This is a genomic window from Streptosporangium sp. G11 (genome assembly GCF_051192615.1).
In the GTDB taxonomy this organism is placed as follows: domain Bacteria; phylum Actinomycetota; class Actinomycetes; order Streptosporangiales; family Streptosporangiaceae; genus Streptosporangium.
Map to the genome: position 1 here is coordinate 32,654 of NZ_JBPJUQ010000062.1, position 25,314 is coordinate 57,967.

A 25,314-nucleotide genomic window follows, 5' to 3' on the forward strand; every position below is an offset into this window, starting at 1 on the left:
TCCACTCCGCCGCCGGCGACCGCACCCGGCTGGAGGAGTGGGCCCACCCACGGTCCTGCGCCGGCGACGACGAACGCACCGCGGCTCCACACCCGCGACCGCCGTCGACGCCACACCGCGCTCGGAGGCCGGCCACCGATCACCCGCGTCGGCACACCTGGAGGGTCAGCTCGTACTCGACCTGGTCGATCAGGTTCCCGTCACCGAAGTCGTGGCCCCTTTCCGCACCCGATTCGGTGAAGCCGGTCCTGGCGTAGAAGCGGCGCGACCGCGGGGTGTCGCGCAGGGTCCACAGGTGGACGCGCGGAAACCCGTCGGCCCTCAGGCGCTCGACGGTGGCGGCCATCAGGGCGGCGGCGATGCCGCTGCCCCAGCCGTCGGGGTGGCCGTAGAAGCCGAAGATCTCGGCGGTGCCGGGGTGTTCCGGGGAGCTTCCGAAGTAGGAGAAGGCCAGGGGGCGGCCGTTCAGGGTGGCGAGCAGGATCGTGTCCTGTCCGCTCGCCACGACCGCACCCCATTTGGTACGGCGGTGGCCCACGGCCTCGGCGAAGAACTCCGGCCCGAAGAAGGGCGCGTAGGCGACGGCCCAGGATTCGGCGTGGATCTCGCCCAGCGCGGCGGCGTCGGCGGCGGTCGCCGGATGGACGGCCAGGGTGAGGTCGGTCATGACACCACCAGTGCTCCTCGTCGTCCGATCGCCCAGATCGTCAGGGCGAGTCCCGAAAGCACCATGCCCGCGACGCTCACCGCGCGCCACTCCCCCACCGACCACAACACCGCCGCGGCGGCCGACCCGATCGCTCCGCCGATGAAGTTTCCCGTCACGAAGGTCGTGTTCAACCGGCTCCGCGCCTCGTCGGACACCGCGAAGATCCGCGTCTGGTTGAGGATGTTCAACCCCTGGATCGCCACGTCGATCAGCACCACCACGACGAGCACGAGCACCACGGAGCGCCCCGCGAACATCGCCACGGTGAACGACGCGAGCACCAGCACCCACCCGGCACCCGTGGCGGGAAGGGACCAGCCACGGTCGTGCAGCCGCCCGGCCCGCCGTGCCGCCAGCGCCCCGGCCAGCCCGGCCAGGCCGAAGAGGCCGATCACCGAGACGGGGTACTCGAAGGGCGGCGAACTCAGCAGGAAGGTCAGCGACGTCCAGAACATGGTGAAGGTCGCGAAGCCCGTCCCGCCCAGCAGCAACGTCCACCGCACCGCCCGCTCCCGCCGCACCACCGAGAACACCGACGCGATCAGCCGGAAATAGGGCAGCCGCTCCTTCGGCTCCAGCGCGGGGATCTTCCGGTACAGCAGGCCCGCCAGCAGAACGGCCACGACGGCGGCGGCCGCGAAAATGGTCCGCCAGCCCGCGAACTCGGCGACCAGGCCGCTGATCGTACGGGAGACCAGGATGCCCGTCAGGATGCCCGACGTCACGGTCCCGACCACCTGGCCGCGCTGGGATTCCACGGCCAGGTCTCCGGCCAGCGGTGTCAGCAACTGCCCGGCCACGGTCGTGACGCCCAGCAGCGAGATCGCCGCCAGCAGCGACCCGAAGGACGGCGCCAGGGCGCACACCACCAGCATCACGGCCGACACGAGCAGCATCAGGGGAATGAGCCGCCGCCGATCCAGGACGTCGCCCAGCGGGACGAACAGCAGGATGCCGATCGCGTAACCGACCTGGGTGGCCGTGACGAGCCATCCGGCGACGGCGGTGGAGGCGCGCAGGTCGCCCGCGATGAAGTCGAGGAGAGGCTGGGCCCAGTAGAGGTTGCCGACCGCCGCACCACCGGCGACGGCGAAGAGGAAGGTCAGGCCACCGGTCATGACCTGGGGAGGTGGTGGTGCGGGCTGTACGGTCACCCGGACATGCTCGCATGTGGGGGCTACCGGTCCCGAGCGGGGACCGGCGGCCGGACAGATCGGTCGGCCCACTGCGGAGGTGGAGTGGACGGGCGGGATGAGGCCCGCGGCGGCGGACACGAATTCGCGCACGAGACGCGGATGCGAACCGTCGTGGCCGCCGCTCGTGTACGTGCGGATCTCCTCGGGCGGCGGGCCGGGCGGGCCGGGCCGGCGGGATCACCGGTTCGGTCGTGACCAGAAGGTCCCTGACCTCCGTTGCCCGGCCCGCGCGTCAGAACCCGGTGAGCGAGGGTGTCGAATTGGACGATCCCTTCTGGAAGACCTTGCCGAGAACGGTCCTGAGCTGCTCCGTCTCGTCGGGCGTCAGGTTCAGGTCGACGGTCAGGACGGTCTCGGTCTCCATGGCGTCCGCGGCCTTGGGGGTGAGGTGCAGGACGAGGCGCCGATCGCCGAGCACGCAGGCGGTGATGCCGCTCCCGGTGCCCCGCATGCCCTCGCGGGCCACCCAGTAGGGCTGCTCGCTCCCCTCTTCGGCGGCGATGAAGAGGAGGTGGTCACCGCCGCCACCGGCCTCCTCGGTCAGGAAGACGAGGTGCCTCTCGTGCCCATCGCCGAGTTCGGACGCGTGGACGACCATGCGCTCGATCGGCGTGTAGGCCAGCTCTCCGGAGATGACCGGCTCGGGATCCGGCGAATCGTCGAAGTGATGACGCCAGGGATCCTCGGGCTCGCGGATCCCCACCGGGACCGCCGTCGGGAGGGCGTCCAGCAGCCAGCCGGGAACGGTGCCGCGAGGAAACACCATCAGCTCTTCCAGCAGCGCGATGTCGGGAATGCCCGTACCGCTGGGAAAGGGAAACCCTTCGGCGTCCACGTGTCCCCGGTACGACCTGCTCTCCGGCGTGAAGCGCAGCTCGCAGGAGAACCACGTGCCCTCGCCTTCGCGATGGGCCAGTTCGCGGAGTCGCCTGACCTGCTCCTCCAGCCCCCGAACGCCGATCTCCACCCCGTCGCAGTCCACGACGACGCGGGTGAATCCTCCGACCTGGCCGCAACGGACCGTGGCGTCGCTCCAGCCGGGAGGCGCGGCGGCACGGACCAGGTCGCCGAGCGCCAGCCGCAGGCGGCGCTCCTCGTCATGCTTCGAGCGCATGGTCATCCTTCCTTCGCCGTCAACAGCCCGTGCAGGCGGCGCGCCTCACGGAGCAGGCCACTCGATCCCCTGCGCGCCGCCATGGCCTCGATCTCGGGGATCGTCCCGCGGGCGCGGCACCACGCCGCCGTGGTGGCGGCCAGCGCCACGAACTCGGTCAGCCCGTGGCGCGGCCGGCGACCGGCCTGGGGCAGGAGCGACCGCAACGCCGCGGCGACCGCCGTCCACACCTCCTCGTGGGCGCCCTGGCGGGACACCGACTCCAGGGCCGCCGTCAGGTGGACGAGCTTCGTCTGGTCGTATTCGACCAGGTCCGCCATCCACCTGCCGAGTTCGGCGGCCCGCAGGTCGCCGCGACCCGCCATCGTCAGCAGGATGTCGACGGCTTCCGGCATGTCCGGGTCGCCCAGCAGGCGGGCGAGGACGAGCGACACGGCGGCTCCCGGCGGCCCGTCGAGCCGGGCGAGCTCGCGCAGATGGCTCGTCCGTACGTCCGGGTGGTGCCACTGATCGTGCAGGAGCTGACGTGACAGGTGGGCGGCGGCCACCTCGCGGTGGGACGGGAACATCGACGGCCACCAGGTCAGATGGGCTCCGTCGCCATGCCGCGGAGGGTCGGCGAACATCCGGTCGACGAGGGGCAGCCCGGTGGCCGGTGCGCGCAGCGACGGGACGGGCTTCACCTCGGCGGAGTGGTTCCGCGCGCTGTCGTTGTGCCAGTGCCCCCCGTGGGACCAGCCCACCTCCACCACCGGATCCGCGATCCGGGCCCCGGACAGCCACCGGGCGACCAGGCGACCGGCCGACGAGGAGAGGCGACCGGCGCGGTCGGCCGCCTCCGGGTCCTGCTCTCTCGGCAGCCGCAGGAGCGCCTGCTGCAGGTCCGCGGCCAGTGGCTTCGCCCCGGCGGCCTCGATGACCTCCAGCCTCGTCACCAGCTCGGCCGCCTCCACGTGCCCGGTCGTGAGGGTGGGGGTGGCCAGCAGCAGGGGCGGGACGACGTCCTCCTCCACGGCCATCTGGATCTCGGCCGCCCGGTGCAGCAGGAGCAGGTGCGGCGGGCAGAGATAGCGGGTGTTGGGGAGCCTGCTCCTCCAGGAGCCACGCTGCGGTGCGACACCGGTGAGGGAGCACACGGCGCCGATCAGCCAGTGGTCGACCTGGTTCCAGCGATCGACCCGGTTCCAGTGGTCGCCTCCGTACAGGTGCTCGTACCTGCCGGGCAGGCTGGACTTGAAGGCGGCGGCCGTGCCCTCTCGATCCCGGTGCACGAGGGCGACGAAACCGGCCAGCAGCCGCTCCCACGCCTGCCAGTCGTCGGAGTCGTTCAGCAGGGGCACCATCTCCGCCACGGAACCGATCGGTCCGGGCATCCGCCGCGGGGCGTCGGGCCGCGGGAGCGCGGGCGGCGCGAAATCGTCCCGCGGTCCGGTCTCGACCGGCTCCTCGCCGCCGAAGACGGCGAAGGCACGCCGTCCGAGGTCGGGCGGGAGCGTGCCGAGCGCGTCACGGATGACGGCACGGCCCTCGTCGTCCATCCGGCCCGCGTGCCTGATCGCGAGCGCCAGCGCCTTCTCCTGAAGTTCGGTGGAGCCGGCGGCGAACGCCTGCGCCAGCGGTCCCGCGATCGAGGTCGCCAGGTCGGGCGAGAGCCGTACCCGCTGGTCCAGCCAGGTGAGCCCGGCGCGGACGAGCTTGCGCTCGGGCCGGAAGAGCACCGACTCCCATCCCTCCAGTAGGTCGAGGGGGTCGAGCCCGTCGAGTCCTCGCAGGTGCCGCAGCGCCAGCTCGGCCACCGGCCCCGGGGCAGCCGGCAGCAGCCGCAGGTAGTCACGGGCCTGCGGCTCGATCTCGTGCGGCGCGGGGTCCAGGGCCTCGTGCAGGCGGACGAAGAACCGCAGCTCCGTCACCGAACCGCCCAGCAGGAACCGCCTGACGCACCCCTGGAGCAGCGCCGCCCGTTTCGCCCCGTCTCCGGCGGCCAGGGTGAGCAGGGCGCCCAGCATTGACCTGGTCGGGTCGCCCTCCCACTGCAGGGCCCTCCCCACCCCCTGGGCCTCGAAGAGGCGGGGAAGCATGATCTCGAAGAGCGGATCCTCCCGCGGGGCGGGCAGAGCGACGACACTGCTCACCCATCCGACGACCACCGGATCGTGAACCGGCACCTCGATCTCGGTCGCGCGGAGCAGGGTGAGGGCCAGGTCCAGGCCACGGTCCTCCCCCGTCCGGAGCCTCAGCAGGAGCCGCCCTGCCAGGTCGGCCCGCCACTCCGCCGACCGGGTCGCGAGAATCGCCATGATCCGCTCGGTGTCCCCGTACGGCGAGCTCCAGCGGGAGGTGAAATCCCGGCGATTCAGCCAGGTCGCCACGGCGGCCGCCCCGGTGAGGACCCCGGCCCCGGCGGCGCGGAGCACTCCGGCGTAGTCGTCGAGCCCCTCCCAGGATTCGCGCCGGCCGCGCAGCGTCTTCAGGTATCCAGGAAGGCGGGCGGCGACCTCCTTGCGCGCGGCCTCGTCCAACTTGGTGACGCGGGCCGCGACGGCGTTGGCGTCCCGGCGATCGATGAATTCGCGGATCTCCTCCCAGGCGGTCATGCGCCGACCTCTTCGCGACGGGCGATCCGGGGGAGCTCGCCGGGCGCGGGGACCTTCGTCCCGGCCGGCGGTGCGACGTTTTGGTGGGGGGTGGACATGCCGCGAACAGTAGTGATCCACTCCGACAATCCAGCCGCGGATCCGTCACGGGGCCATCGACCCGTCAAGGGCTACGGACCCGTCACTGGGCCACGGGATCCGTCACAGGGCCATGTGATCCGTCACGGGCCATGTGATCTGTCACAGGGCCACGGGGTCGGGGCCGGCCTGCAGCCGGTTTCCCGCACGCCGCCAGCGGGCGAGCCCACCGTCCAGCGGACGCGCGTGAAAGCCCCGCTCGCGCAACAGCCGCACGGCCTCCGGGGAGACCGCGCAGTAGGGTCCGCCGCAGTAGGCCACGATCTCGGCGTCCCTGGGGAGCTCGTCAAGACGATCGCGCAGCTCGGCCAGGGGAACCGACACCGCCCCCGGCACATGGCCGCGGGCGTGGTCGGCCGCGGAACGGACATCGACGATCACGACGCCGGATTCGGGGTCGGCGAGACGCGCGGCGAGCTCGCCGGCGGTCACCGGCTCCAGCACCGCGGGGTCGCCGAGGTGTTCGGCCACCGCCTCCCGCAGGTCGGCGAGCCTTTCCCCGGCGAAGTCCTGCAGCTCCCCCAGGAACCGCGAGACCCGCTCGTCGGCCAGCCGGTAGTAGACCCGCGTGCCCTCCTTGCGGCTCGTCACCAGGTGGGCGGCGCGGAGCTGCTGCAGCTGGGCCGAGGTGTTCTTCAGCGGGATGTCGGCCGCCTCCGACAGCTGCTCGACGGTGCGTTCCCGCTGGTCGAGCACGTCGAGCAGCCTGAGCCGCACGGGACTGGCCAGTGTCTTCCCGATCCGCGCCAGCTGCCGGTAGATCGGTTCCTCGCGAAACTCCGCCATGACCGTCAGACCATGTACTGGTCGTGGCGGAGATAGAGGTCCGTCCACTCCTCGTCGCTGAGCCGGCGCCCGTCGGCCACGATCGCGCCGAGTTCCTCGAAGTACGCCTCGCGCGGCGCCCCGGGGGCGAAGAGCAGCAGCATCGAGGCCGGTTCGCCGGACTCGTTGCAGAAACTGTGTATCCCGCCCGGCGGAACGTACAGGAAGTCTCCCGCCGTCGCGTCGGTCCAGCCCTTCCCGTCGAACAGCCGCACCGTCCCGGACAGGACGAAGAAGGACTCGGAGATCGTCCGGTGGAAGTGGGGCTCCGGGCCGGACCGCTTCGGGCCCATGTCCCAGCGGTACAGGCCGAACTGCCCGTCCGTCGAGGCGCCGGTGCCCAAATAGTGCACCGCCGTATTGCCGATCATCAGATCCGGCCCCGTGCTCGCCGGCCGGAAGACCCCGCTGCTCTCGCCCGCCTCACCCAGGTAACGAGCCTTTGGATACGACATCCCGCTCTCCATCCCCGTAAGTCAATATTCCAAAGAACTATAGAATATGGCGATAATGGGATGGAAGAGTCCACGCGAGGCGGGAGAACCAAAGGGAAACAGGGGGAAACAGGGAAAAACAGGGGAAAACAGTCCGGCCGGTCCCCGGAAGGTCGTACACGCCGCCACCCGGACACGTCATGCCGACGCCGGTCCGGACGCTGTCGAACCGGCTGTCGCCGACCCGCGCGAGCAGGCCGCTGCCGTGGTGCGCGCTCAGACGAGCAGGCCGCTGCCGTGGTGCGCGCTCAAAGTGGAAAGCCGTACTTTCCGTGAAGGCGGACAAAGCTGGCCAGCGTGAGGACCTGCCGGCGCTCCAGTCCGGTCTCGGTGCGCCGGAACAGGACGATCTCCTCCCGCCCGCCCGGCCCGATGGGCTGTACGAGGCGGCCCCCGAGCCGGAGCTGCCCGACCAGCGGCGAAGGAACCTCGGGGAACGCGGCCGAAACGATGACGCCGTCGTACGGAGCGCGGTCCGGCACGCCGAGGCTGCCGTCTCCGACGAGCGACTCGACGTTGCCGACACCCTGCCGGGCGAGGTTCCGGCGCGCCTGCCGGACCAGGTCCTCCCACAGGTCGATGGTCACGACATCGGCGGCCAGTCGGGCGAGCAGCGCGGTCTGGAAGCCAAGGCCCGTGCCGACCTCGAGCACGTGCTCCTCCCCGGTGAGACCGAGGCTTTCGATCATCCTTGCCGACAGCGAAGGCTGCGTGGTCGTCAGCCCGTGCCCGATCGGGACGGGCCCGTCGTAGTAGGCGATCTTGACATGCTCCGCGGGGACGAATTCCGCCCGTGGCGTCGCGCGTATGGCCTCCAGCAGACGCTTGTCGCGGACGCCCACCGCCCGGACGGCCCGGACGAGGTCCTTGTGAGAGGCGCCTCCGGTCACGCCCACCACGTCACCACCCGCGGGATCTGGTCGACACCGCAGCCGAGCATGACGTCACCGCAGAGGAACGACGCCACCGGACCGGTGCGCATATCTCCATGCTAGGCACGCCCCGGCCGCCGGCGCGCACGCGAACTCCAGCCCGTGGTCACGGGGAACCCGGCGGACCACCGGCACCACCCACCACAGGCGCCCACGATCAGGCGGGGTGCCACACTCGGCGCACGCCCGGCCCGCCTTCCCGCCGTACGGCCCGCCTTCCCGCCGCCCGGCTCACTTTCCCGCCGCCCGGCCCGCCGGCCCGCCGGTCCGCTCGACCTCGACCTCGACCTCGACCTCGACCTCGACCTCGACCTCGACCTCGACCTCGACCTCGACCTCGACCTCGACCTCGACCTCGACCTCGACCTCGACGAAGTCGTACCTCCGGGGCACCCTCATCAGCCAACAGGGGCTATAAGTCCGCATTTATCGCTATTTGGGATGGACGTCCGGAGCGCCGACGCACGATAGTGCAGGGAGTCTTGACTGGCCCATGGAGGTTCCCCCCGCTATGCGTATCACCAGGCCGCTCACCGCCTTGGCCGTCGCCTCGATGACCGCCGCCTTGCTCACCGTTCCCGCGGCACCCGCCGGCGCCGGCGCCGGTGCCGCTGCCGCCACCGACGTCGGCAGCGCCACCGTGGTGCCGCTCCAGGTCACGGGAGCCCCGGCCAAGCGGTTCAATTTGATCATCATGGGCGACGGCTACACCGAGGCCGAGCAGTCCACCTTCGCCGCCGACACCGATCAGCAGCTCAACGTGATGTGGTCCATCGAGCCGTACAAGTCCTACCGCAACTACTTCAACGTCTACCGGGTGGACATCGTCTCCGGTGAGTCCGGCATCGGCTGTGACCCCGGCCTGGCCTCCGGGAGGAAGAACACCCCGCTGAGCATGGCCTTCTGGGGCGGCTGCAACCCCGCCAGCGTCCAGCGACTGATCACCATGAGCAACTCGGCGGCCAACTCGTACGCCAACCTGGTGACCGGGACCAGCGGCTCCAACCGGCAGATCCTGGCCCTGGGCAACAGCGGGACCTACGGCGGAGCGGGCGGCGCCTACGCCACCTCCTCGGGCCACAACTCGATGTCGGCCCTCATCGCGCCGCACGAGATCGGCCACTCGCTGGGCGGGCTGCAGGACGAGTACACCTACTACACGCGCGGCGTGGAAGGCGGCGCCTACACGGGAGGCGAGCCCGGCTCCGCACACCACACCCTGCTGACCGAGCAGCAGATGAAGGACCAGCGGAAGAAGTGGTGGCGCTGGCTGGGCGATCCGAGCGAGGCGGGCGGCACCATCGGCCGCCACGAGGGCGGCCAGTACTTCGGCAGCGGCATCTGGCGGCCCAGCGAGCACTCGCTCATGAGGACGCTGGGCTACTACTACGACCAGGTCAGCCGTGAGGTCATGACCCAGAAGATCTCCGCCAAGGTCGGCCTCATCCAGGACGGCACGCCCACCGCGTCGCCGGTCGGCGCCGACCGGGTGCTCTGGGTGGAGCCGCTGCACCCCAACAGCCACTCGCTGACCACCACCTGGAGCGTCGACGGCACCGACCTCCCGGGCAGCCACACCGCACTCGACCTCCGCACGCTGAACCTGCCGGCCGGCACGCACACGGTGAAGGCGACCGTCGTCGACCCGAGCGACTTCGTGCGGGACCCCGCCATCCGCTCCGGCTCCCTCACCGCGACCCGCACCTGGACGGTGGACACGACCGTGACCACCGTCCCCGGCGCGGTCGGCCCCGGCCTGCTCTCCTCCACGCCCACCGGCCAGGCCGTCGGCCACGACGAGGTCGTCTACGTCGAGACCACCCACCCCGACGACAGCGTCCCCGCCGTCACCTGGACGCTGGACGGCACGCGGCTCGGCGACGGCGACGGGGACCTGGACCTGGGAGGGCTCACGCTCACCCCCGGCAACCACACCCTCACCGCCACCTCCGGCGGCGACACCCGGTCCTGGACCGTCGACAACACGCTGCCCACGACCGGCTACGAGCTCTCCGAGCCACTGGCCGCCTCCGGCGACGCCCATGTCTACAACGGCCCCTTCACCATGAGGCTCACCGGCGGCGACGACCAGAGCGGGTACGTCGTGCACGAATCCCGGGTGGACGGCGACGGCTGGTTCAACTACTTCGGCTGGCCGACCTCCGCCGACCTGCCGTGGACGTTCAGCGAGAGCGGCACCGTCATCGACAGCCTCACGTTCGGCAAGCTGCCCCGCGGCAGGCACACCGTCGAGTATCGCTCGATCGACCCCAGCGGCAACTACGGCACGGCCAAGCGTTTCACGGTCACCACCCTCGCGGCTCCGCCCGCCTGCACCACCACGATCACCGGTACGAGGAACGGGACGATCGTAGTCCGCTCCGGCGTCACCTGCCTGAACGACGCCCACGTCAACGGCGGGGTAACCGTCGGCTCCGGCGCGTCCCTGGTGGTGAACGGCGGCAGCGTCAACGGGGCGATCACCTCCTCCGCCGCCGCCGAGGTGCACCTGCTCAAGACCCAGGTCAACGGTGCGGTCGTCATCTCCGGCACCACCCGCCAGCTGATCATCGCCGGCTCCGACCTCAGGGGCGCGGCGGTGCTGACCGGCAACACCACCGCCGACGCCCTCGTGATGGCGGGCACCAGAATCCGCGGCGCGCTCTCCTGCGGCGGCAACACGCCCGCGCCGTCCAACGCCGGGGTGGCCAACCAGATCACCGGCAGCGGCCAGTGCGCCGGCCTCGTCGCCGACCCGCGGGCCAAGGCCCGGGACAAGTCCTACGAGGCCGTGGTCTCCAGCGACGTCCCCGAGAAGGGCCTGGACCAGCACCACCACTGACGCGCACGACGGCGGGACGCCTCCCCGGGGGGCGTCCCGCCCGCGTTACGCCCAGGGGTCGCCCTGTCCGGCGGTCAGGCTTTCAGCGTCGTCACGCCACCGCGGGAACCAGCGGGAGCCCGTGGTCGGCCGTACGGCGCGCGATCTCGAACCCGGCACGGGTGTAGACGCCGAGGGCCCCGGTCGGATTGTCGGCGTCCACCCCCAGCCCCGCCGTGTCGTACCCCTGCGCCCGGAACTCGCCCAGCGCGTGCGCGAGCAGCGCGCTCGCCACCCCGCGCCCACGCCACTCGCGCGGGGTGCCGATGATCTGGATCCACGCCTCGCGGATCCCGGTCGCCTCGGTGTCGGCCTCGAAATAGTGGGTGAGCAGGATGCCCACGCTCTCCCCCGACGCGTCCAGCGCGACGAAGGACCCCTCCGGCCGGAACGCCCGCACTCCGACGACGGTGCTCCGCCAGGACTCCGGGGTGTGCTGGACGCTCCCCCAGTGGTCGACGAACGAGCGGTTACGCACCTCCCGGACGGCATCCTCCAGATCATCCCGGTAGGCGGTGACCTTCAGCCCCTCCGGCAGCGAGACCTTCGGCAGCTCGGCGCCCAGGTCGAGGGTCATCCCGTAAAACCATCGGACCGGCTTCATCCCCGCCCTGGCGACCAGCGCCTGCAGGCCCTCGTTGCGGGTGTCCACCTCGACATGGAGTTCGAGCGGCTGCCCGGGAAAGCGGCGCTCGTGCAGCACCGGGGTGTTGCCGATCGCCCACTCCAGCAGGTGGCCCCCCAGCCCCCGGCGCCGATACTCCGGATGCACCCCGCCCCACAGGCTCATCCGATGCACCGGCTCGGCCGCGGCCCGAGCCATGGTCATCCCGTACGCGACCAGCCGGCCGGACTCCCACGCCCCCAGCGTGCCCTCGACGGGATCGAGCAGCGGGTTGGCGAGATCCTCGGCGAGGGCGTCCGCGGACTCCCTCCCCCCGACCTGATCCACCTCGTCGATCGCCACCAGCAACTTCGCCCACGCCTCGACGTCGTCCTTGGTCAGCGGAGCCCACTCGAACGTCATGGTTGTTGAGCGTAGAAGCAGGCCACCCCGCACGGCGACCGATTTTCCGGCTAGCCCGGCGGCCGGTTCTCCCGCGACCTCGGCGACCGGTTCTCCGGCTGGCTCTACGCCTGGCGAGCGGTCCGGTGCACGCTCCGCGCGGCGGCGACCTCCGGATGCGGTCGCCCGGTACGCGGCCGTGCGAGCGCCCCCTCAAAACTCGGGAGACTCGGCATGAGCCTCCACACCTCCGTGGTCCTTGTCAACGCCCGCGGGGAGCCCTTGGCCCGAACCGGGCTACCACGGTGCCTCCGCGTAGTCCTTGAGGAAAACGCCGTGCACCGGATCACCCGCCTCGCCGCGCACGATCGGGTCGTAGACCCGCGCGGCGCCGTCGACCACGTCCAGCGGCGTCCGGCGATCGAGCCGGTCCCGCAGCGGCACGGGGTTCTCGTCGGTGATCCAGCCGGTGTCCACGCTGCACAGATACACACCCTGCCGCGCCAGATCGGCGGCGCTGGTACGGGTCAGCATGTTCAGCCCTGCCTTGGCCATGTTGGTGTGCGGGTGACGGCCGGTCTTGTTCGCCACCGCGAACTGCCCCTCCACCGCCGACACGTTCACGATGTACCGGCGCGGGAAGGGCGCGGCGAGCAGCAACGGCAGCAGCCGGTCGATCAGCAGGAACGGCGCGACCGCGTTGACCAGCTGGACCTCCAGCAACTCGGCCGGGTCCACCTCACCGATCCGCGCCGACCAGGAGTTGCGCGCCGACATGTCCGGCAGCAGACCGGACGCGTCCGGCAACCCCAGGGCAACGTCATCAGGACGTGGCAGCGGAAGACCCCGCAGGTCCCCGGCCACGTCACCGGCAGGCGAGGCCAGGGGATCTCGCGGATCCCCGACCGCGCCACCGGCAGGCGAGACCGGAAGACCCGGCAGGTCCCAAGCCGCGTCACCGGGGTTCGAGACCGGAAGACCAGGAAGACCCCAGACCCCGTCACCAGGGGGCGACATCGGAAGACCGGGCGTGAACCCCGGCACCGTCGACGCCCCCGGCGGAAGCCCGGCCCGTTCCCCCTCCATCAGGGCGGCGTACGCCGACAGCGGCCGGCGCAGGGTCTGCGCGGCATTGTTGACCAGGATGTCCAGCGGATTCCCGGCCGCCAGGAACCGGTCGCCGAGCGCGACGACCTGGCGAGGGTCGCACAGGTCGATCCCCACGACCTCCAGGCGCCCGCCCCAGTCACCGGTCTCCGCGAACCTTCTGACCGCGTCGGCCGGAAACCGGGTGGTGACCGTGACGTGGGCGCCGTCGCGGAGCATCATCAGCGCGAGCTGGTGACCTATCTTCGTCCGTCCCCCGGTGACCAGCGCCCGCCGCCCCGACAGGTCGGCGCGGGCCGTACGACGGGCGGCGTTGAAGGCCGCGCACGAGGGGCAGAGCAGGTGATACAGACTGCCCACCCGGGTGAAGTACTCCTTGCAGACGTAGCAACGTCGCGCCCTGCGCAGCTCTCCGGCCGGCTCTCCCATCGGTCTCTCCGAGACGGGAGCGTCGATCACCCGCTCCGGACTGCCCATCGCGGTGGCCGCCAGCACCGAGGCGTCGGCCTCTTTCACGGCGTGATCGCGGTCCTGTCTGCGGCGCTGCTGCCCGTCACGGACCAGTGCGAGCGCCGCGTGCGCGATCCACCTGCGATCCGGATCGTCCAGCGGGAGCCGCCTGGCCTCGCCAAGCGCCCGCAGGACCGTCCGGACGGTCTCGGAGTCCACGCGTCATCCTCTCGGGGGTGGGGCCGGCCGGATTCGAGCCGGCGTCCTCTTCCCTCGTCAGAGAAAGCACGATGGCCAACCGCACCACGGCCCCCACGCAGGACGGCTCGGTTTCGAACCGGCACCTGCGTCAACCCTACCGAGAAGATCAACCCATTTTTGATCATTCGCCGGAGTTCAGACGATCAGCGGGCGGCGATCACCCTCATCCGAGATGGAAGCGTTCGAGGAACGCCCCCCGCTCGGCGCGTTTGACCTCCGCGACCTTCTCGATGTCCCACCACTCGTACCCGTTTCCTCCCGCTCCCCGGCTCGTCCCCCAAGGCCTGTCTGGCCGGCGCGCGGCCGACTGTCCAGTCCGTCGACCGAGCGCCAGCAAGGGAGCGGACTTGACCGGTGGCAAGCGTCGGCCACACTCCCGGCCGGAGCGAGGTGGCCCCTGGGGCCGTCTCCTCGCGCACGCGCGTAAGGGGTCCCGGTAGCAACAGCGGAAAATCCAACGGATATTGCTTCGCCAGCGTCGACGTGGAGCACTCCGGCGAGGTCAGCGGCATCTTCAGCCCAGCCCGCCGCACTCACCAACCGGCAGACCATCCATACGACGCCCTCACATCCGAGCAGGTCAGGGGTATATCCGTTGGATTTTCGGCGATTACCAGTCCGGAACCCCTAGCTGAACGACACCGACTGCAGGCTGCAGGTGGTGAGCCACGGGCCGGGGGAGACCGGTGCCGTGGAGCAGGCCACGCTCGCGGTGATGGCGGTTGTTCCGGCGGGGATGCCGGTGATGCCGGCCGTCCCGCTGAAGTCACCGTACGGGTAGTGGCCGCTGCTGCACTGGGTCGTGATCCCCACGGACGTGGCCCCGTCGGGCAGTGTCTTGGTGAACTGGAACGCGTGCGTGGCGGGGACCGCGACCAGGTTGGGGGCCGACGAGGGCGGTGAGGTGTAGACCTGCAAGCTCCAGGGGTACCAGTCGCGGGTGTCTCCGGAGTAGTTGACGTTGAGGCAGTCCACCGTGGCATTCAGTACGGCGACGGTTGCGGCGGCGGGTTGCGCCACGCCCACGATGCCCAACGTGCCGGTGGTGACCAGTACGGATCCGATCGCCAATACTCGACGGAGCTGTGTCGCAGCAAACATCGCCGTCCTCCTCAATGCTTCTGACATCGGCCACCGCGAATTCAGCATCTTTCGTGCACCACGGTCAACAACCGGACAATTTCAACAAGGCCATAACCACCCCGGCGGCGAGATCCGAAGGCCGACTCCGCCGCCGGCCAATTCGTTGATCTTCAGGGGATCGGCCACCCGGAGAACCTGTAACCAGCGGCGTCGACGAAATCCCTACCGGATGCCGGGCTGGAAGGCTACGCCTGAGAATTCGGCCCGCCGGTTGTGAGCCGCATACGGCGCGTTGAAAGATTCAAGCCTCCGGGACACCACATCGGCCGTCCGCTCCTGATGGCAGCACCGGCCCACACCTTCATGGCGCGAGGAGGCAGAACGCCCACAGGGCAGCCGGGAAAGCGGATGCTGTCCCTCGCCGGCCCGTTTCCGTGCGAGGTCGCCAGGGCCGCGTGCTCGTGGCGGTGCGGATCCGCCGCCTGATACGCCCGACGCGAGGCTGCCGTCAAACCTTCCGCCAACAGCTTCCCGGCGTGCTGGAACGCCACCAGCGGCACACTCCCCGCCTGAGCGGCCACATCGGCGCTGTGGTCCGCGAACCGGCCGGACGTGCCGGCACGCGAGTCTTATCCGCCCTGGGCCGCAGTCCCAGGACGGGCCACCTCCGCCCCAGGGCCGTCCTGCCATCGGCCTGCCACCACCGATCAGCGCTTCACCGCTGCCTCGTGGACCGGGGCCCCTTCCCCTACCGGGACCATGGCCTCCGCACGGTCAGCCCCTGGCCGAGCCCATCCACCTACGGCGCGACCGGGCGGCGGCGCCGAACGCCCTTCCTGCTCGGCGGAATAGCGGCCGTGGTCATCGGCGGGATCGCCGCCCTCGCCGTCATGGTCAGCGCCATCGGCCGCCTGCCCGCTCCCGCACCGCCGACCAGGGCGGCCGACCCCGTCACAACCCAGTTCACGAGCGCGGTGGCCAATCTGTCCAATCTGCCGGCGGCCCACTGTAGATGACCGTCGACATCGTCGCGCCGAAGTGCCAGCGCTGCTGGTAGAGCCCGTACAGGGCAGACGGTGCGCTGCTCGCGGCCATCACGGTGAAGACGACCGCGGTGATGGCCCAGAACGGCCAGCGGCGCGGGTGCGGCCGGTGCAGGGAGGCGGTGAAGCGATGGCGCCCTCGGGGCTTCCCGGTGACGGCTGTGTTCGTGGTCATGATTGATGTACCGCTTTGCTCGGGCGTCGGCGAGAGCCGCGAACCCGCGGCCAAGCCTGTGGGCGAAGGATGGGCAGACCCGCGACAGCGAGCGGCGGGTCAGCCCGTCCCATGTGCCCGGGCCAGTGTCAGCTGCCCAGGACGACCTTGGTCTCCAGGTACTCGTTCATCCCGTCGGGACCCCACTCCCGGCCGTTGCCCGACTCCTTGTAACCGCCCCAGGGAGCGGTCCAGTCGAACTCGGCGTCGTTGATGATGACGTAGCCGGCCTGGATGCGGGAGGCGACGTCCCGTGCGGCGTCCAGGTCCGTGCCGGTGACGTAGCCGGCCAGGCCGTAGCGGGTGTCGTTGGCGATCCCGACGGCCTCCTCCACGCTGTCATAGGTGATCACCGACATCACCGGGCCGAAGATCTCCTCCTGGGCGATGGTCATGTCGTTGGTGACCCCGGTGAACACAGTGGGCTTGACGAAGTGGCCGCTGTCCAGGCCGTCCGGCTTGCCCGGGCCGCCGGTGACCAGGGTGGCACCGGCGTCCAGACCCTCCTGGATGTAGTGCTGCACGGTCTGCCACTGCTCGGCGGAGATCAGCGGGCCCATGTGCGTGCCGTCCTCCCGCGGGTCACCGATCTTCAGCGACTCCACCTGGGGAACCAGCACCTCCAGGAACTCCTCCAGCCGCTCACGCGGCACCAGAGTGCGGCTCGGCGCGCTGCAGATCTGGCCGGTGTTGCCCATCAGCCAGGTCAGCGCGGTGTCGACCGCGACGTTCAGGTCCGCGTCGGGCAGGATCACCTGGGGCGACTTGCCGCCAAGCTCGGTCGCCACACGCTTGGACGTCTTGGCTGCGGCGGTGCTCACCTGAAGCGCCGCGTCAGCCGAGCCGGTGAAGGACACCACGTCGACGTCGGGGTGGGAGCTGAGCGCATTGCCGATCACCGAACCGCGGCCGTTGACCAGGTTGAACACGCCAGCCGGAACCCCCGCGGCCTCCATGATCTCAGCCAGTACGATGCTGGAGTAGGGAGCCAGCTGCGCCGGCTTGAGTACGACCGTGCAGCCGGCCGCGAGCGCCGAGGCGGTCTTGCCCGCCGGCTGCAGCGCGGGGAAGTTCCACGGAGTGATCAGCGCGGCCACGCCGATCGGCTCCTTGCGCACCTGAGTGGCGCCGCGCTGCGAGACGAACTCGAACGTCTTGAGTACCTCCGCAGCAGCCCGGAACTGGATCAGTCCGGCAGCGAAGTGCATCCCACGGGACAACGCCCGCGGGCACCCGAGCTCGGCAGTGACCGCCTCGACCATGTCGTCGGCACGCCGCTCATACTCGTCAGCGATCCGCTCCAGCAGCGTGATGCGCTCCTCGCGGCTGGTCCTGGAGTACGAGACGAAAGCGCGGCGGGCCGCGGCGACCGCCCGGTTGACGTCGGCCTCGCCGCCGAGTGTCACCCGACCGGAAACCTCGCCGGTGGCGGGGTCGGTCAGCTCCAGGACCGTGCCCTGCTCCGGCTCGCGCCAGGCGCCGTCGATGTACAGCTTGGTGTATTCACGCATGGTGATCTTCTCTCGTCAGGGGACCAAGGGCCGTAGCCGGAATCCGTCTTCCGGCGCTTGCCGCCCTGGGCGACTCCCATACTCGAGCCCAGCCGAGAGACCAACCAGAGAGACGTTTTCCTGGACACATGAGAGCAGGAACGGCAGTACCACCCAGCGAAAACGTCACCCTGGTGGTCGCAGGCGCCTGATCTTGTAGCGGGGTGGCCAGGACAGGTCGATGACTTCCAGAGGCCGAAAGCGGCCATGTTCTCTGGCCCGCCCTTAAAGGCGAGGAACACTAGGCACTTTGAGCATCACCTATCCCCGCTGAGGTGCAGCACAGCGGACGTGCGTTCGGCCAGTCGACGCCGAAAGTCGGGATCAAGGGCGGTGGCGTTGGGCTGGGCAGGCCGTGTCTCGTCCACATACTGTCCTCGCCATCGACTACCGGAGAGAGCGGCATGCACCATATTGCGGGCCCCATACTGGACGGACGCGCCGCCAATGTCGAACATCGCGTGCAGCAGGGTTGTGCTGATGACTCCGGGGTGAAGACTCACGATGTCTGGCTGCGGTTGAGGTGCCTGTTCGGCCAGCCAACGGGCGTGTGCCACCAGCGCCAGCTTGGAGCGGGCGTAGGCGGCTGTCGGGCTGTAAGGGGAGTGCTCCAGGTTGAGGTCGTCTGGATCGAGAGACGCGGACAGATGCGTTGCCGAAGCGACGTGCACGACTCGCCCGTCTGCCGTGAGGATCAAGGGCGTGAGCCGTTCGGTCAGCAGTACAGCGGCAAGGTAGTTCGTCTGCAGGGTCACCTCGTTGCCGTCGCGGCTGATCGTTCGCCGCGGCGGGCCTGGAGGGCCGGCATTGTTGACCAGCACATCGATGCGATCTGTTCTCTTCGAGATCTCGGCCGCCATCTCCTCCACCGCGGCCAGGTGATTGAAGTCGGCTTGCACATAGTGCACCTGTCCCGCGCTGGTGGCTCGCCGTTACTCCAGCAGCCCACCGATCTCGGTCGGCCGCTCCGGGCCATGCACGTACAGGCAGGAGGTCCGCGGTGCCAGCAGCCGGGCGGCGGCTTCGCCGATGCCGCTGGTCGCGCCGGTCAGCACGACCGCTGTTTCTTCAGGGTTGTGGGGCTTCATGGCTTGGCGACGATCCCTAAGGGTGATGGCAGAGGCGGCGACAGCGCAGCGGCTCATGGGTCTTGTCGCTGGGCGCGCCTTCGTGAGACCAGACGATGGTCGATGGTGGCGACGGCGGCCAGTACGACCACGACGGCGGTCATGGCGGCCCAGCCCGCGAATGACGCGCCTATTCCACAAGGCACGACGCACACTGCGCCGACGACGCGGTCGGTGATCCGTCCGCTCTTCAGCATGGAGCGGTAGATCGCGTGTCCGGCGAGGAAGATCGCGGCACCGCAGCCCAGCCACCATGGCGAGACATGCCCGTGGATGTGGTGGATGGCGTCGGTGATGCCGACCGCGACGAGGATGACGCCGATGATCATCACCAGGTGAGCACCGGTGAAGGCGTAGTAGGCCAGCATCTGACGCTGATATGGGGTGGCCCTCTCGAACTCCGCCTCGGCCCGGACTTCGTCCCCGTCGAAGTACACCCACCACAATCCCGCCGTCACCGCGATGCCCAGGACCACTCCGAGCGCAAGGGGCAGGTCGACCGCGCGGCTTGGCGGACTCCCGGCGCCGATGCCGATGGCCACCACCGATTCGCCCAGCACCACGATCAGGAGAAGCGCGTGGCGTTCTACGAAGTGGTGGGGCTCGATGATGAATCCGTGGATGCGTCCCAGGAACGGGGACAGGTACAGGGTGGGTACGGCGGCGGCCCAGCAGACCCAGGTCCATGTCTCGGGCAGGTGCGGCGCGATGAACACGAGCACGCCTGCTGCGGCGTTGAACGGCGCGTTGCGCAGGATGGCGCGCCGGGCGGACGGGGCGCTGGCGGTGAGGTAGACGACGCAGTGGATGGCGACCACGGCCAGGTAGGCAAGGGGAAAGGCCCACCCCTCGGGTTCGAAGACATGGGGGACGGACAGACCCATGATGAAGAAGGCCATCATCGCGAGAGTCAGCAGAAGCCGTACCGGGACCACATCGGGCCGCACCGCGTTGGTGAGCCAACCGAACGCGCTGAACATCCACCACACGACGATCATGGGCAGCAGCCCCTTGAGGAGCCCTTCCCCACCGGGATGCGCCTCCACCGCGTGCGTCACCTGGGTGACCACGAAGACGAACACCAGGTCGAAGAAGAGCTCCACCGGAGTCACTCGGCCGCTTGTGCTCTCGGAGGTCCACAGCCGCAGACGAGCCCCGGGCGACGTCATCTGTTCCTCTCCTTCATCCGGTATCGGCGGCCAAGGCGCCTCTGGGTCACGCACCTGTGCGCGTCACGGCCACGTGAACGAATGCCGGCGCCGCCGCGGCAGCCTCACCGGCCGGACATCTCAAGCTCCCGGCCGCCCTCGTCGTGGCCCACAGAGGGGGCCTTAATGCCAGAAATGTGCCTTGTGGATCGTAGTGCTTCCGGAGCCGGGTGACCCGGCCGCCGGTCGTGCCGGGGTAGCCCCGCGCGAACGCGTGCGGATGCGCTACGTCCCCTCCCCGGACGGCGAAAGCCGATGTCCATCCTGCAGCCCATGGTGGACTGGAGCTACCTGCGCAACAGACAGTCGGATCCCGACTGAGCCCGTTACGCCGGGCTCAGTCGGGATCTCCTTTCGCTCGTGGCTTGATGGTCTGTCAGAGCAGCAGCTGGTCGATGGTGATCGGCAGGGAGCGGATGCGTCGCCCCGTGGCGTGATAGACGGCATTGGCGATGGCCGCCGCCACGCCGACCAGGCCGACCTCCCCGATCCCCTTGGTGCCGATCGGGGTCGCCCGGTCGGGTTCGCCCACGAAGATGACGTCCATGTCCGGGATGTCGGCGTTGACGGGCACCAGGTAGTCGCCGAAGGTGGCGTTGGCGATGCGGCCGGTTTCCTGGTCGGTGGCCGTGTCCTCGAACATGGCCTGGCCGATGCCGCCGACCGTTCCGCCGATGATCTGGCTGGTTGCCGTTTTCTCGTTGAGGATGCGCCCGCCGTCGATCGCCGAGACCACCCGTGTCACCCGCAGCAGCCCTAGATCGGGGTCGATGCGGACCTCGACGAATTTGGCTCCGAACGCGCCGGCGACGGCCATCCCGAGTTCCTCGGGCTGGGGCGGGGTGCTCCTGCCGTCGGCGCTCAGTTCTTCCAGGCCGTGGCGGGCCAGGATGTCGGTGTAGGACTCGCCCTGCTCGGGGGCGCCGATGCGGTGGATGCGTCCCTCACTGACCGTGACGTCGTCGAGCTTGGCCTCGCGCAGCGGCGAGTCCACCTCATCGCGCACCACGTCGAGAAACTCCCGCACAAGACGCCGGCAAGCGGCGTGCACGGCGTTGCCGAGGGCTCCGGTGAGACCGGAACCGCCGGCCTGCGGCGAGTACGGCATGTCGGAGTCCCCGAGATCGAACCGCACCCGCGAGGTGTCCAGTCCAAGGAGTTCGGCCGCGAGCTGGGTCATGACGGTGTAGGTGCCGGTTCCGATGTCGGTGGCCGCGCTGCGTACGAACGCCGATCCGTCGCGGTGCACCGAGGCACGGGCCTGGCACGGCACTTGATAGGCGGGATAGGAGACACCGGCCAGGCCGTAGCCGACCAGCCAGCGCCCGTCGCGCATCGAGCCCACCTCTGGGGTGCGGTACGACCAGCCGAACCGCTCGGCACCTTGCAGGTAGCACTCCCGCAGCGCTTTGCTCGACCAGGGCAGGCCGGACAGCGGGTCGACCTCGGCGTAGTTCCGCAGGCGGAACTCCAACGGGTCCATGCCAAAGGCGTGGGCGAGCTCGTCGATGGCCGACTCCAGGGCGAAGTTGCCCTGTCCTTCGGCGGGGCCCCGCATGGACCCCGGGCACGGAATGTTGAGTCGTACCTGCCGATCCCGGGTCCGCACGTTGAGACAGGCGTAGGAGACGGCTGAGCACAGGGAGACCGGTTCGTAGTCATCGTCCTCCATCGCCACCGACGAGGTGCCGTGGTGCTCGATGGCGATCAGGTCTCCGGCTCTGTTGGCCCCGATCTTGATGTGCTGGACGCTGTTGGGGCGATGGCCCACGGAGGTGAACATCTCGGGCCGGGTGAGCACGAGCTTCACCGGCCGCCCGATCTCACGCGCGGCCAGCACGGTCAAAATGACGTGGGGCCACATGCGCAGCCCGGCGCCGAAGCCGCCGCCCACGTAGGGGGCCAGGACCCGGATGCCGCTCTCCGGGATCTTGAAGATCGCCGCGAGGGAGGTCCGGACGTTGTGGGGCCACTGGGTGGAGTCGTGGACGGTGAGCAGGTCGCCGTTCCAGACGGCGATCGTGGCCATCAGGCCGAGCGGGTTGTTGGTGTTGTCGGGGGTGGTGTATGTGCCCTCCACCACGACGTCAGCGGCGGCGAAACCGGCGGCCACGTCGCCGCGCTCGCTGTCCAGACTCCAGGGGTCGGTGAGGACTTCCGCTCTGGGGTCGTCGACGTCGAGCAGGGCCTCGGTGCTTTCGTACCCGACCCGCACGAGCGACGCGGCGTGCCTGGCCTGCTCCGCGGTGGAGGCCACCACGATGGCGACATGTTGCCCGTAGTGCAGGATGCGATCGTCCTGGAGCGGAGCCGGCGGGGACGGTCCCAGCAGCGTCATCGGACCGCGCTCCAGTCTCGGTGCGGTCAGGTGGGTGATGACGGTCAGCACCCCTGGAGCGGCCAGGGCCGCCGAGGTGTCGATGGCCCGGATCCGGCCGGCGGCGATGGTGCTGCGCACCAGGGCGGCGTGCGTCATGCCGGGAAAGCCGAAGTCGTTGGGGTATTGCGCCTTGCCCGTCACCTTCAACGGGGCGTCCACGCGGTCCAGGCCTGCGCCGATGACCGCGATCGTTGGGGATGTGGTCATGATTCCGCTCCTGCGATGATCTCCAGGGTGCGTACCAGGGTCCGTTTGGCCAGGTCCACCTTGAAAGCCGTGCCGGGCTGCGTCCTGGCCCCCTCCAGGGCGGCGTCCGCCGCCGCGCGGAAGGTGTCACGGCGCGCGGCCGCTCCGCGCAGGACGCCCTCGGCGCCCCACGCCCGCCATGGGATCGTGCCGACGCCGCCCAGGGCCACCCTGGCCTCCCGGATGATCCCGTCCTCCATCACCAGAGCCGCGCCGGCCGAGGTCAGCGCGAACTCGTACGAGACGCGGTCACGGACCTTCAGGTAGTGAGACCGTGCTCCCTCCGGGAGAAGGGGCACCTCGACCGCGGTGATCAGCTCGCCGTGCCGCAGCACGTTCTCGATGTGCGGCGTGTCCCCCGGTGGGAGGTGGAACTCGGTCAGCGGGATGCTGCGCGGACCGTTCACACCTTGAACGTGGACGACAGCGTCCAGAGCGGCCAGCGGGACCGCGACATCGGAGGCGTGCAGGGCAATGCAGTGCTCACTGGTGCCCAGGATGGCGTGCATGCGCGCGAAGCCGGTGATGGCGGCGCATCCGGACCCGGGATCACGTTTGTTGCACGAGGCGACGGTGGGGTCCCGGAAGTAGCGGCACCGAGCCCGCTGCAGCAGGTTGCCCCCAATGGTGGCCATGTTGCGCAGCTGGGTGGAGGCTCCGAGCAGAAGGGCTTCGCGGACGAAGGAAAGCCGTTCGATCACGACGGGGTCGGCGGCCAATTCTTCCATGGTGGTCAGCGCGCCGACACGGATCGCCGAGCCGGTGTGCGTGATGCCGCCCAACGGCAGCCGGGTGATGTCGACAAGCCGCTCGGGGCCTAGCACGCCGTCCTTCATCAGGTCCAGCTGCGTGGTACCGCCCGCGAGAAAGGAGGTGTTCGGGTCGGCGCTGACCATGGCCACGGCCTGACCGGCATCGGCGGCTCGGACATATTCGAATGGACGCATTCTTCAGCCTCCCGCAGCCACTTCGCGGATCGCCGCGCAGATGTTCGGGTAGGCGCCGCAGCGGCAGATGTTGCCGCTCATGAACTCGCGGATGTCCTCATCCGAGTCCGCTCGGCCCTCCGCCAGCAGGGACACCGCCGACATGATCTGTCCAGGAGTGCAGTAGCCGCACTGGAACGCATCGTGCCGGGCGAAGGCCGCCTGCACAGGATGTGGCGCCCCTGCCTCGGACAGGGATTCGACGGTGGTGACCTCACGGTCCTCGCACTGGGCGGCGAGCATCAGGCACGACACCACGCGCTTGCCGTCGACCAACACGGTGCAGGCGCCGCAGGCGCCCTGGTCGCACCCCTTCTTCGCCCCGGTGAGAGCCAGGTGGTCGCGCAAGGCGTCCAGCAAGGTAACACGGGCGTCGAGCCGCAGTCGGTGGGAGGTGCCGTTGACGTGGAGGGTGACTTCAACCTGTGGCACCTCGGGCGGCGCCTCGTCGTACGGGTGTGCCGTATCCGCTGTCGTCATGAGCGAAGCGTATCAAATTCGGACATTGATGCTTATTGTGGACATAGGAGGGCCTGGGTCGTGGGGAAGCGGCCCGGACCTCGCACTCAGGGGACAGTAGAGGGCGCCGAGCCGGTGATTTGACGCCCGCAACCCTTTGGGTGGCGAAATGGTGGCACCCTGAGCCACCTGCGCGTGCTCATGGATCAGGCCACCGAGGCGATCTCTGCGAACCAGCCGAGTGCGGCCGTCGCCCAGGGGCGGATCGGGCCGTCCGTTCGGCGATGTCTCGTTCAGGGTCCGGTGAGGTCGATGGCGGTTGTAGTGATCGGCGTACTCCCCCAGGACGTGTCGCAGATGCCGCTCACCGGTGATCAGCATCCGGTCCAGGCATTCGCGGCGTACAAGGAACGCGCGCCGCGTCGGCCCCGCACGCTTCGAAGACGCGCCATCCCCGCGGCCTTGAGGGATCGCCCACACCGTCGACGGGCGACCGCGTAGCCCAGGCCGACCAGCTCACCGTGAATGCGCCGATATCTCCAGGTCGCGTTCTCCCGAGCCAACACCGACACGGTCATCGAGGACAAGCTGGAGATCTCCCTGTTCAACGCCGACGCCCGGCGGGAGGTGACCTGGCGCGGACGGCGCGGGCCGCTGGCGTTGGACGGCCGCACCCACTTGGACCTGGTCGCCGCGGCCGAGACCATCGCGGCCGCCTACGACCGCTACGTGCGTGACACCGCGATCCAGGACGTCCTGGGCATCGACCCGGACCAGGCGCGATGAATGCGCCCGTCGTCTCGCTCCGCCCCAGTGCCGACGTCGCGGCGGCCGCGCAGCACGCCCTGGCCGCCATGCACCGCCACCTGGATCGGTGCAAGCTGTCGGCCAGCTGGGGTTCCGGTAGTAATCGCCGAAAATCCAACGGATATACTCCTGACCTGCTCGGATGTGAGGGCGTCGTATCGCTGGTGTGCCGGTTGGTGGGTGCGGCGGGCTGGGCTGAAGATGCCGCTGACCTCGCCAGAGTGCTCCACGTCGACGCTGGCGAAGCAATATCCGTTGGATTTTCCGCCGTTGCTACCGGGACCCCTCTTACCGACACCGCGCTTCGCGCTGATGCTCAAGTTCCACCAGCTGCATGGCCGGTTCCCCCGCGGTCGGACCGAACTGCTCAATGACGTGGTGGACCACGTCGCCCAGGCGGTGAAGGTTTCGGCCCTGGACCTGGCGTTCTACGAGTGGGATGGGCGTTCCCGAACTTGCCGACGTTCGCTCACAGCGATCGTAATTATGTAAGTAGTCCTTGGG

At 69.8% G+C, this 25,314-nt stretch carries 22 protein-coding genes, 1 tRNA gene and 1 pseudogene; 3 read left to right on the top strand and 21 right to left on the bottom strand.

What is annotated here, in order from left to right:
• Positions 1-139: 139 nt before the first annotated feature.
• The 8 genes from ACSDR0_RS38110 to ACSDR0_RS38145 all read right to left on the bottom strand — a co-directional run bounded on the left by ACSDR0_RS38110 (position 140) and on the right by ACSDR0_RS38145 (position 8,401).
• Complete coding sequence (locus tag ACSDR0_RS38110) at positions 140-667, bottom strand: GNAT family N-acetyltransferase (RefSeq protein ID WP_435293812.1); 528 nt, start codon at positions 665-667, stop codon at positions 140-142.
• Positions 664-1,863 (bottom strand): MFS transporter, encoded by a 1,200-nt coding sequence (locus ACSDR0_RS38115; protein ID WP_435293813.1) that lies wholly within the window; start codon positions 1,861-1,863, stop codon positions 664-666. The genes ACSDR0_RS38110 and ACSDR0_RS38115 overlap by 4 nt, the downstream gene beginning before the upstream one ends.
• A 274-nt stretch (positions 1,864-2,137) precedes the next feature.
• On the bottom strand, positions 2,138-3,019 hold the full coding sequence (locus ACSDR0_RS38120) for a hypothetical protein (protein ID WP_435293814.1): 882 nt from the start codon (positions 3,017-3,019) through the stop codon (positions 2,138-2,140).
• 2 nt (positions 3,020-3,021) lie between these two features.
• Positions 3,022-5,613, bottom strand: coding sequence for a DUF7824 domain-containing protein (locus tag ACSDR0_RS38125; protein ID WP_435293815.1), 2,592 nt, complete (start codon positions 5,611-5,613; stop codon positions 3,022-3,024).
• A gap of 240 nt (positions 5,614-5,853) precedes the next feature.
• Entirely contained in the window at positions 5,854-6,537 is a 684-nt protein-coding gene (locus ACSDR0_RS38130; RefSeq protein ID WP_435293816.1) for an ArsR/SmtB family transcription factor, read from the bottom strand.
• Between the two features lie 5 nt (positions 6,538-6,542).
• Positions 6,543-7,031 carry a cupin domain-containing protein gene (locus ACSDR0_RS38135; RefSeq protein ID WP_435293817.1) on the bottom strand — a complete coding sequence of 163 codons (489 nt, stop codon included), beginning with the start codon at positions 7,029-7,031 and terminating at the stop codon, positions 6,543-6,545.
• A gap of 287 nt (positions 7,032-7,318) precedes the next feature.
• Positions 7,319-7,966 (bottom strand): protein-L-isoaspartate(D-aspartate) O-methyltransferase, encoded by a 648-nt coding sequence (locus ACSDR0_RS38140; protein ID WP_435293818.1) that lies wholly within the window; start codon positions 7,964-7,966, stop codon positions 7,319-7,321.
• 267 nt (positions 7,967-8,233) lie between these two features.
• The gene (locus ACSDR0_RS38145) at positions 8,234-8,401 is read right to left on the bottom strand and encodes a hypothetical protein (RefSeq protein ID WP_435293819.1); all 168 of its coding nucleotides are present in this window, start codon (positions 8,399-8,401) and stop codon (positions 8,234-8,236) included.
• Positions 8,402-8,513: 112 nt separating this feature from the next.
• Here ACSDR0_RS38145 and ACSDR0_RS38150 point away from each other — a divergent pair, with 112 nt between their 5' ends.
• Positions 8,514-10,844 carry a M64 family metallopeptidase gene (locus ACSDR0_RS38150; RefSeq protein ID WP_435293820.1) on the top strand — a complete coding sequence of 777 codons (2,331 nt, stop codon included), beginning with the start codon at positions 8,514-8,516 and terminating at the stop codon, positions 10,842-10,844.
• A 91-nt stretch (positions 10,845-10,935) separates the two neighbouring features.
• On the opposite strand, the gene ACSDR0_RS38155 is transcribed toward ACSDR0_RS38150, so the two are convergent.
• From ACSDR0_RS38155 to ACSDR0_RS38170, 4 genes are all read right to left on the bottom strand, one after another.
• On the bottom strand, positions 10,936-11,910 hold the full coding sequence (locus ACSDR0_RS38155) for a GNAT family N-acetyltransferase (RefSeq protein ID WP_435293821.1): 975 nt from the start codon (positions 11,908-11,910) through the stop codon (positions 10,936-10,938).
• A gap of 276 nt (positions 11,911-12,186) precedes the next feature.
• Positions 12,187-13,665, bottom strand: coding sequence for an SDR family NAD(P)-dependent oxidoreductase (locus tag ACSDR0_RS38160; protein ID WP_435293822.1), 1,479 nt, complete (start codon positions 13,663-13,665; stop codon positions 12,187-12,189).
• A gap of 18 nt (positions 13,666-13,683) precedes the next feature.
• Positions 13,684-13,759: transfer RNA gene (locus ACSDR0_RS38165), tRNA-Val, on the bottom strand.
• Positions 13,760-14,334: 575 nt separating this feature from the next.
• Positions 14,335-14,808 (bottom strand): hypothetical protein, encoded by a 474-nt coding sequence (locus tag ACSDR0_RS38170; RefSeq protein ID WP_435293823.1) that lies wholly within the window; start codon positions 14,806-14,808, stop codon positions 14,335-14,337.
• Between the two features lie 434 nt (positions 14,809-15,242).
• Here ACSDR0_RS38170 and ACSDR0_RS38175 point away from each other — a divergent pair.
• Positions 15,243-15,449 (top strand): annotated as a pseudogene (locus ACSDR0_RS38175) (ISL3 family transposase); the annotation flags it as partial.
• 304 nt (positions 15,450-15,753) lie between these two features.
• Here the strand turns inward: ACSDR0_RS38175 and ACSDR0_RS38180 are convergent.
• The 9 genes from ACSDR0_RS38180 to ACSDR0_RS38220 form a co-directional block, all read right to left on the bottom strand.
• On the bottom strand, positions 15,754-16,008 hold the full coding sequence (locus ACSDR0_RS38180) for a hypothetical protein (protein ID WP_435293824.1): 255 nt from the start codon (positions 16,006-16,008) through the stop codon (positions 15,754-15,756).
• Positions 16,009-16,136: 128 nt separating this feature from the next.
• Complete coding sequence (locus ACSDR0_RS38185) at positions 16,137-17,558, bottom strand: aldehyde dehydrogenase family protein (RefSeq protein ID WP_435293825.1); 1,422 nt, start codon at positions 17,556-17,558, stop codon at positions 16,137-16,139.
• A 296-nt stretch (positions 17,559-17,854) separates the two neighbouring features.
• Entirely contained in the window at positions 17,855-18,505 is a 651-nt protein-coding gene (locus tag ACSDR0_RS38190; RefSeq protein ID WP_435293826.1) for an SDR family NAD(P)-dependent oxidoreductase, read from the bottom strand.
• Between the two features lie 24 nt (positions 18,506-18,529).
• Positions 18,530-18,685, bottom strand: a complete 156-nt coding sequence (locus ACSDR0_RS38195) for a hypothetical protein (RefSeq protein ID WP_435293827.1) — start codon at positions 18,683-18,685, stop codon at positions 18,530-18,532.
• A gap of 53 nt (positions 18,686-18,738) precedes the next feature.
• On the bottom strand, positions 18,739-19,893 hold the full coding sequence (locus ACSDR0_RS38200; protein WP_435293828.1) for a low temperature requirement protein A: 1,155 nt from the start codon (positions 19,891-19,893) through the stop codon (positions 18,739-18,741).
• Positions 19,894-20,308: 415 nt separating this feature from the next.
• Positions 20,309-22,519, bottom strand: coding sequence for a xanthine dehydrogenase family protein molybdopterin-binding subunit (locus ACSDR0_RS38205; protein ID WP_435293829.1), 2,211 nt, complete (start codon positions 22,517-22,519; stop codon positions 20,309-20,311).
• Positions 22,516-23,505 (bottom strand): FAD binding domain-containing protein, encoded by a 990-nt coding sequence (locus tag ACSDR0_RS38210; RefSeq protein ID WP_435293830.1) that lies wholly within the window; start codon positions 23,503-23,505, stop codon positions 22,516-22,518. The genes ACSDR0_RS38205 and ACSDR0_RS38210 overlap by 4 nt, the downstream gene beginning before the upstream one ends.
• A gap of 3 nt (positions 23,506-23,508) precedes the next feature.
• On the bottom strand, positions 23,509-24,024 hold the full coding sequence (locus ACSDR0_RS38215) for a (2Fe-2S)-binding protein (protein WP_435293831.1): 516 nt from the start codon (positions 24,022-24,024) through the stop codon (positions 23,509-23,511).
• A gap of 12 nt (positions 24,025-24,036) precedes the next feature.
• Positions 24,037-24,483 carry an integrase core domain-containing protein gene (locus tag ACSDR0_RS38220; protein ID WP_435293832.1) on the bottom strand — a complete coding sequence of 149 codons (447 nt, stop codon included), beginning with the start codon at positions 24,481-24,483 and terminating at the stop codon, positions 24,037-24,039.
• Positions 24,484-24,528: 45 nt separating this feature from the next.
• On the opposite strand from ACSDR0_RS38220, the gene ACSDR0_RS38225 reads away from it, so the two are divergent.
• Positions 24,529-24,789, top strand: a complete 261-nt coding sequence (locus ACSDR0_RS38225; RefSeq protein ID WP_435293833.1) for a hypothetical protein — start codon at positions 24,529-24,531, stop codon at positions 24,787-24,789.
• Positions 24,790-25,314 lie beyond the last annotated feature (525 nt).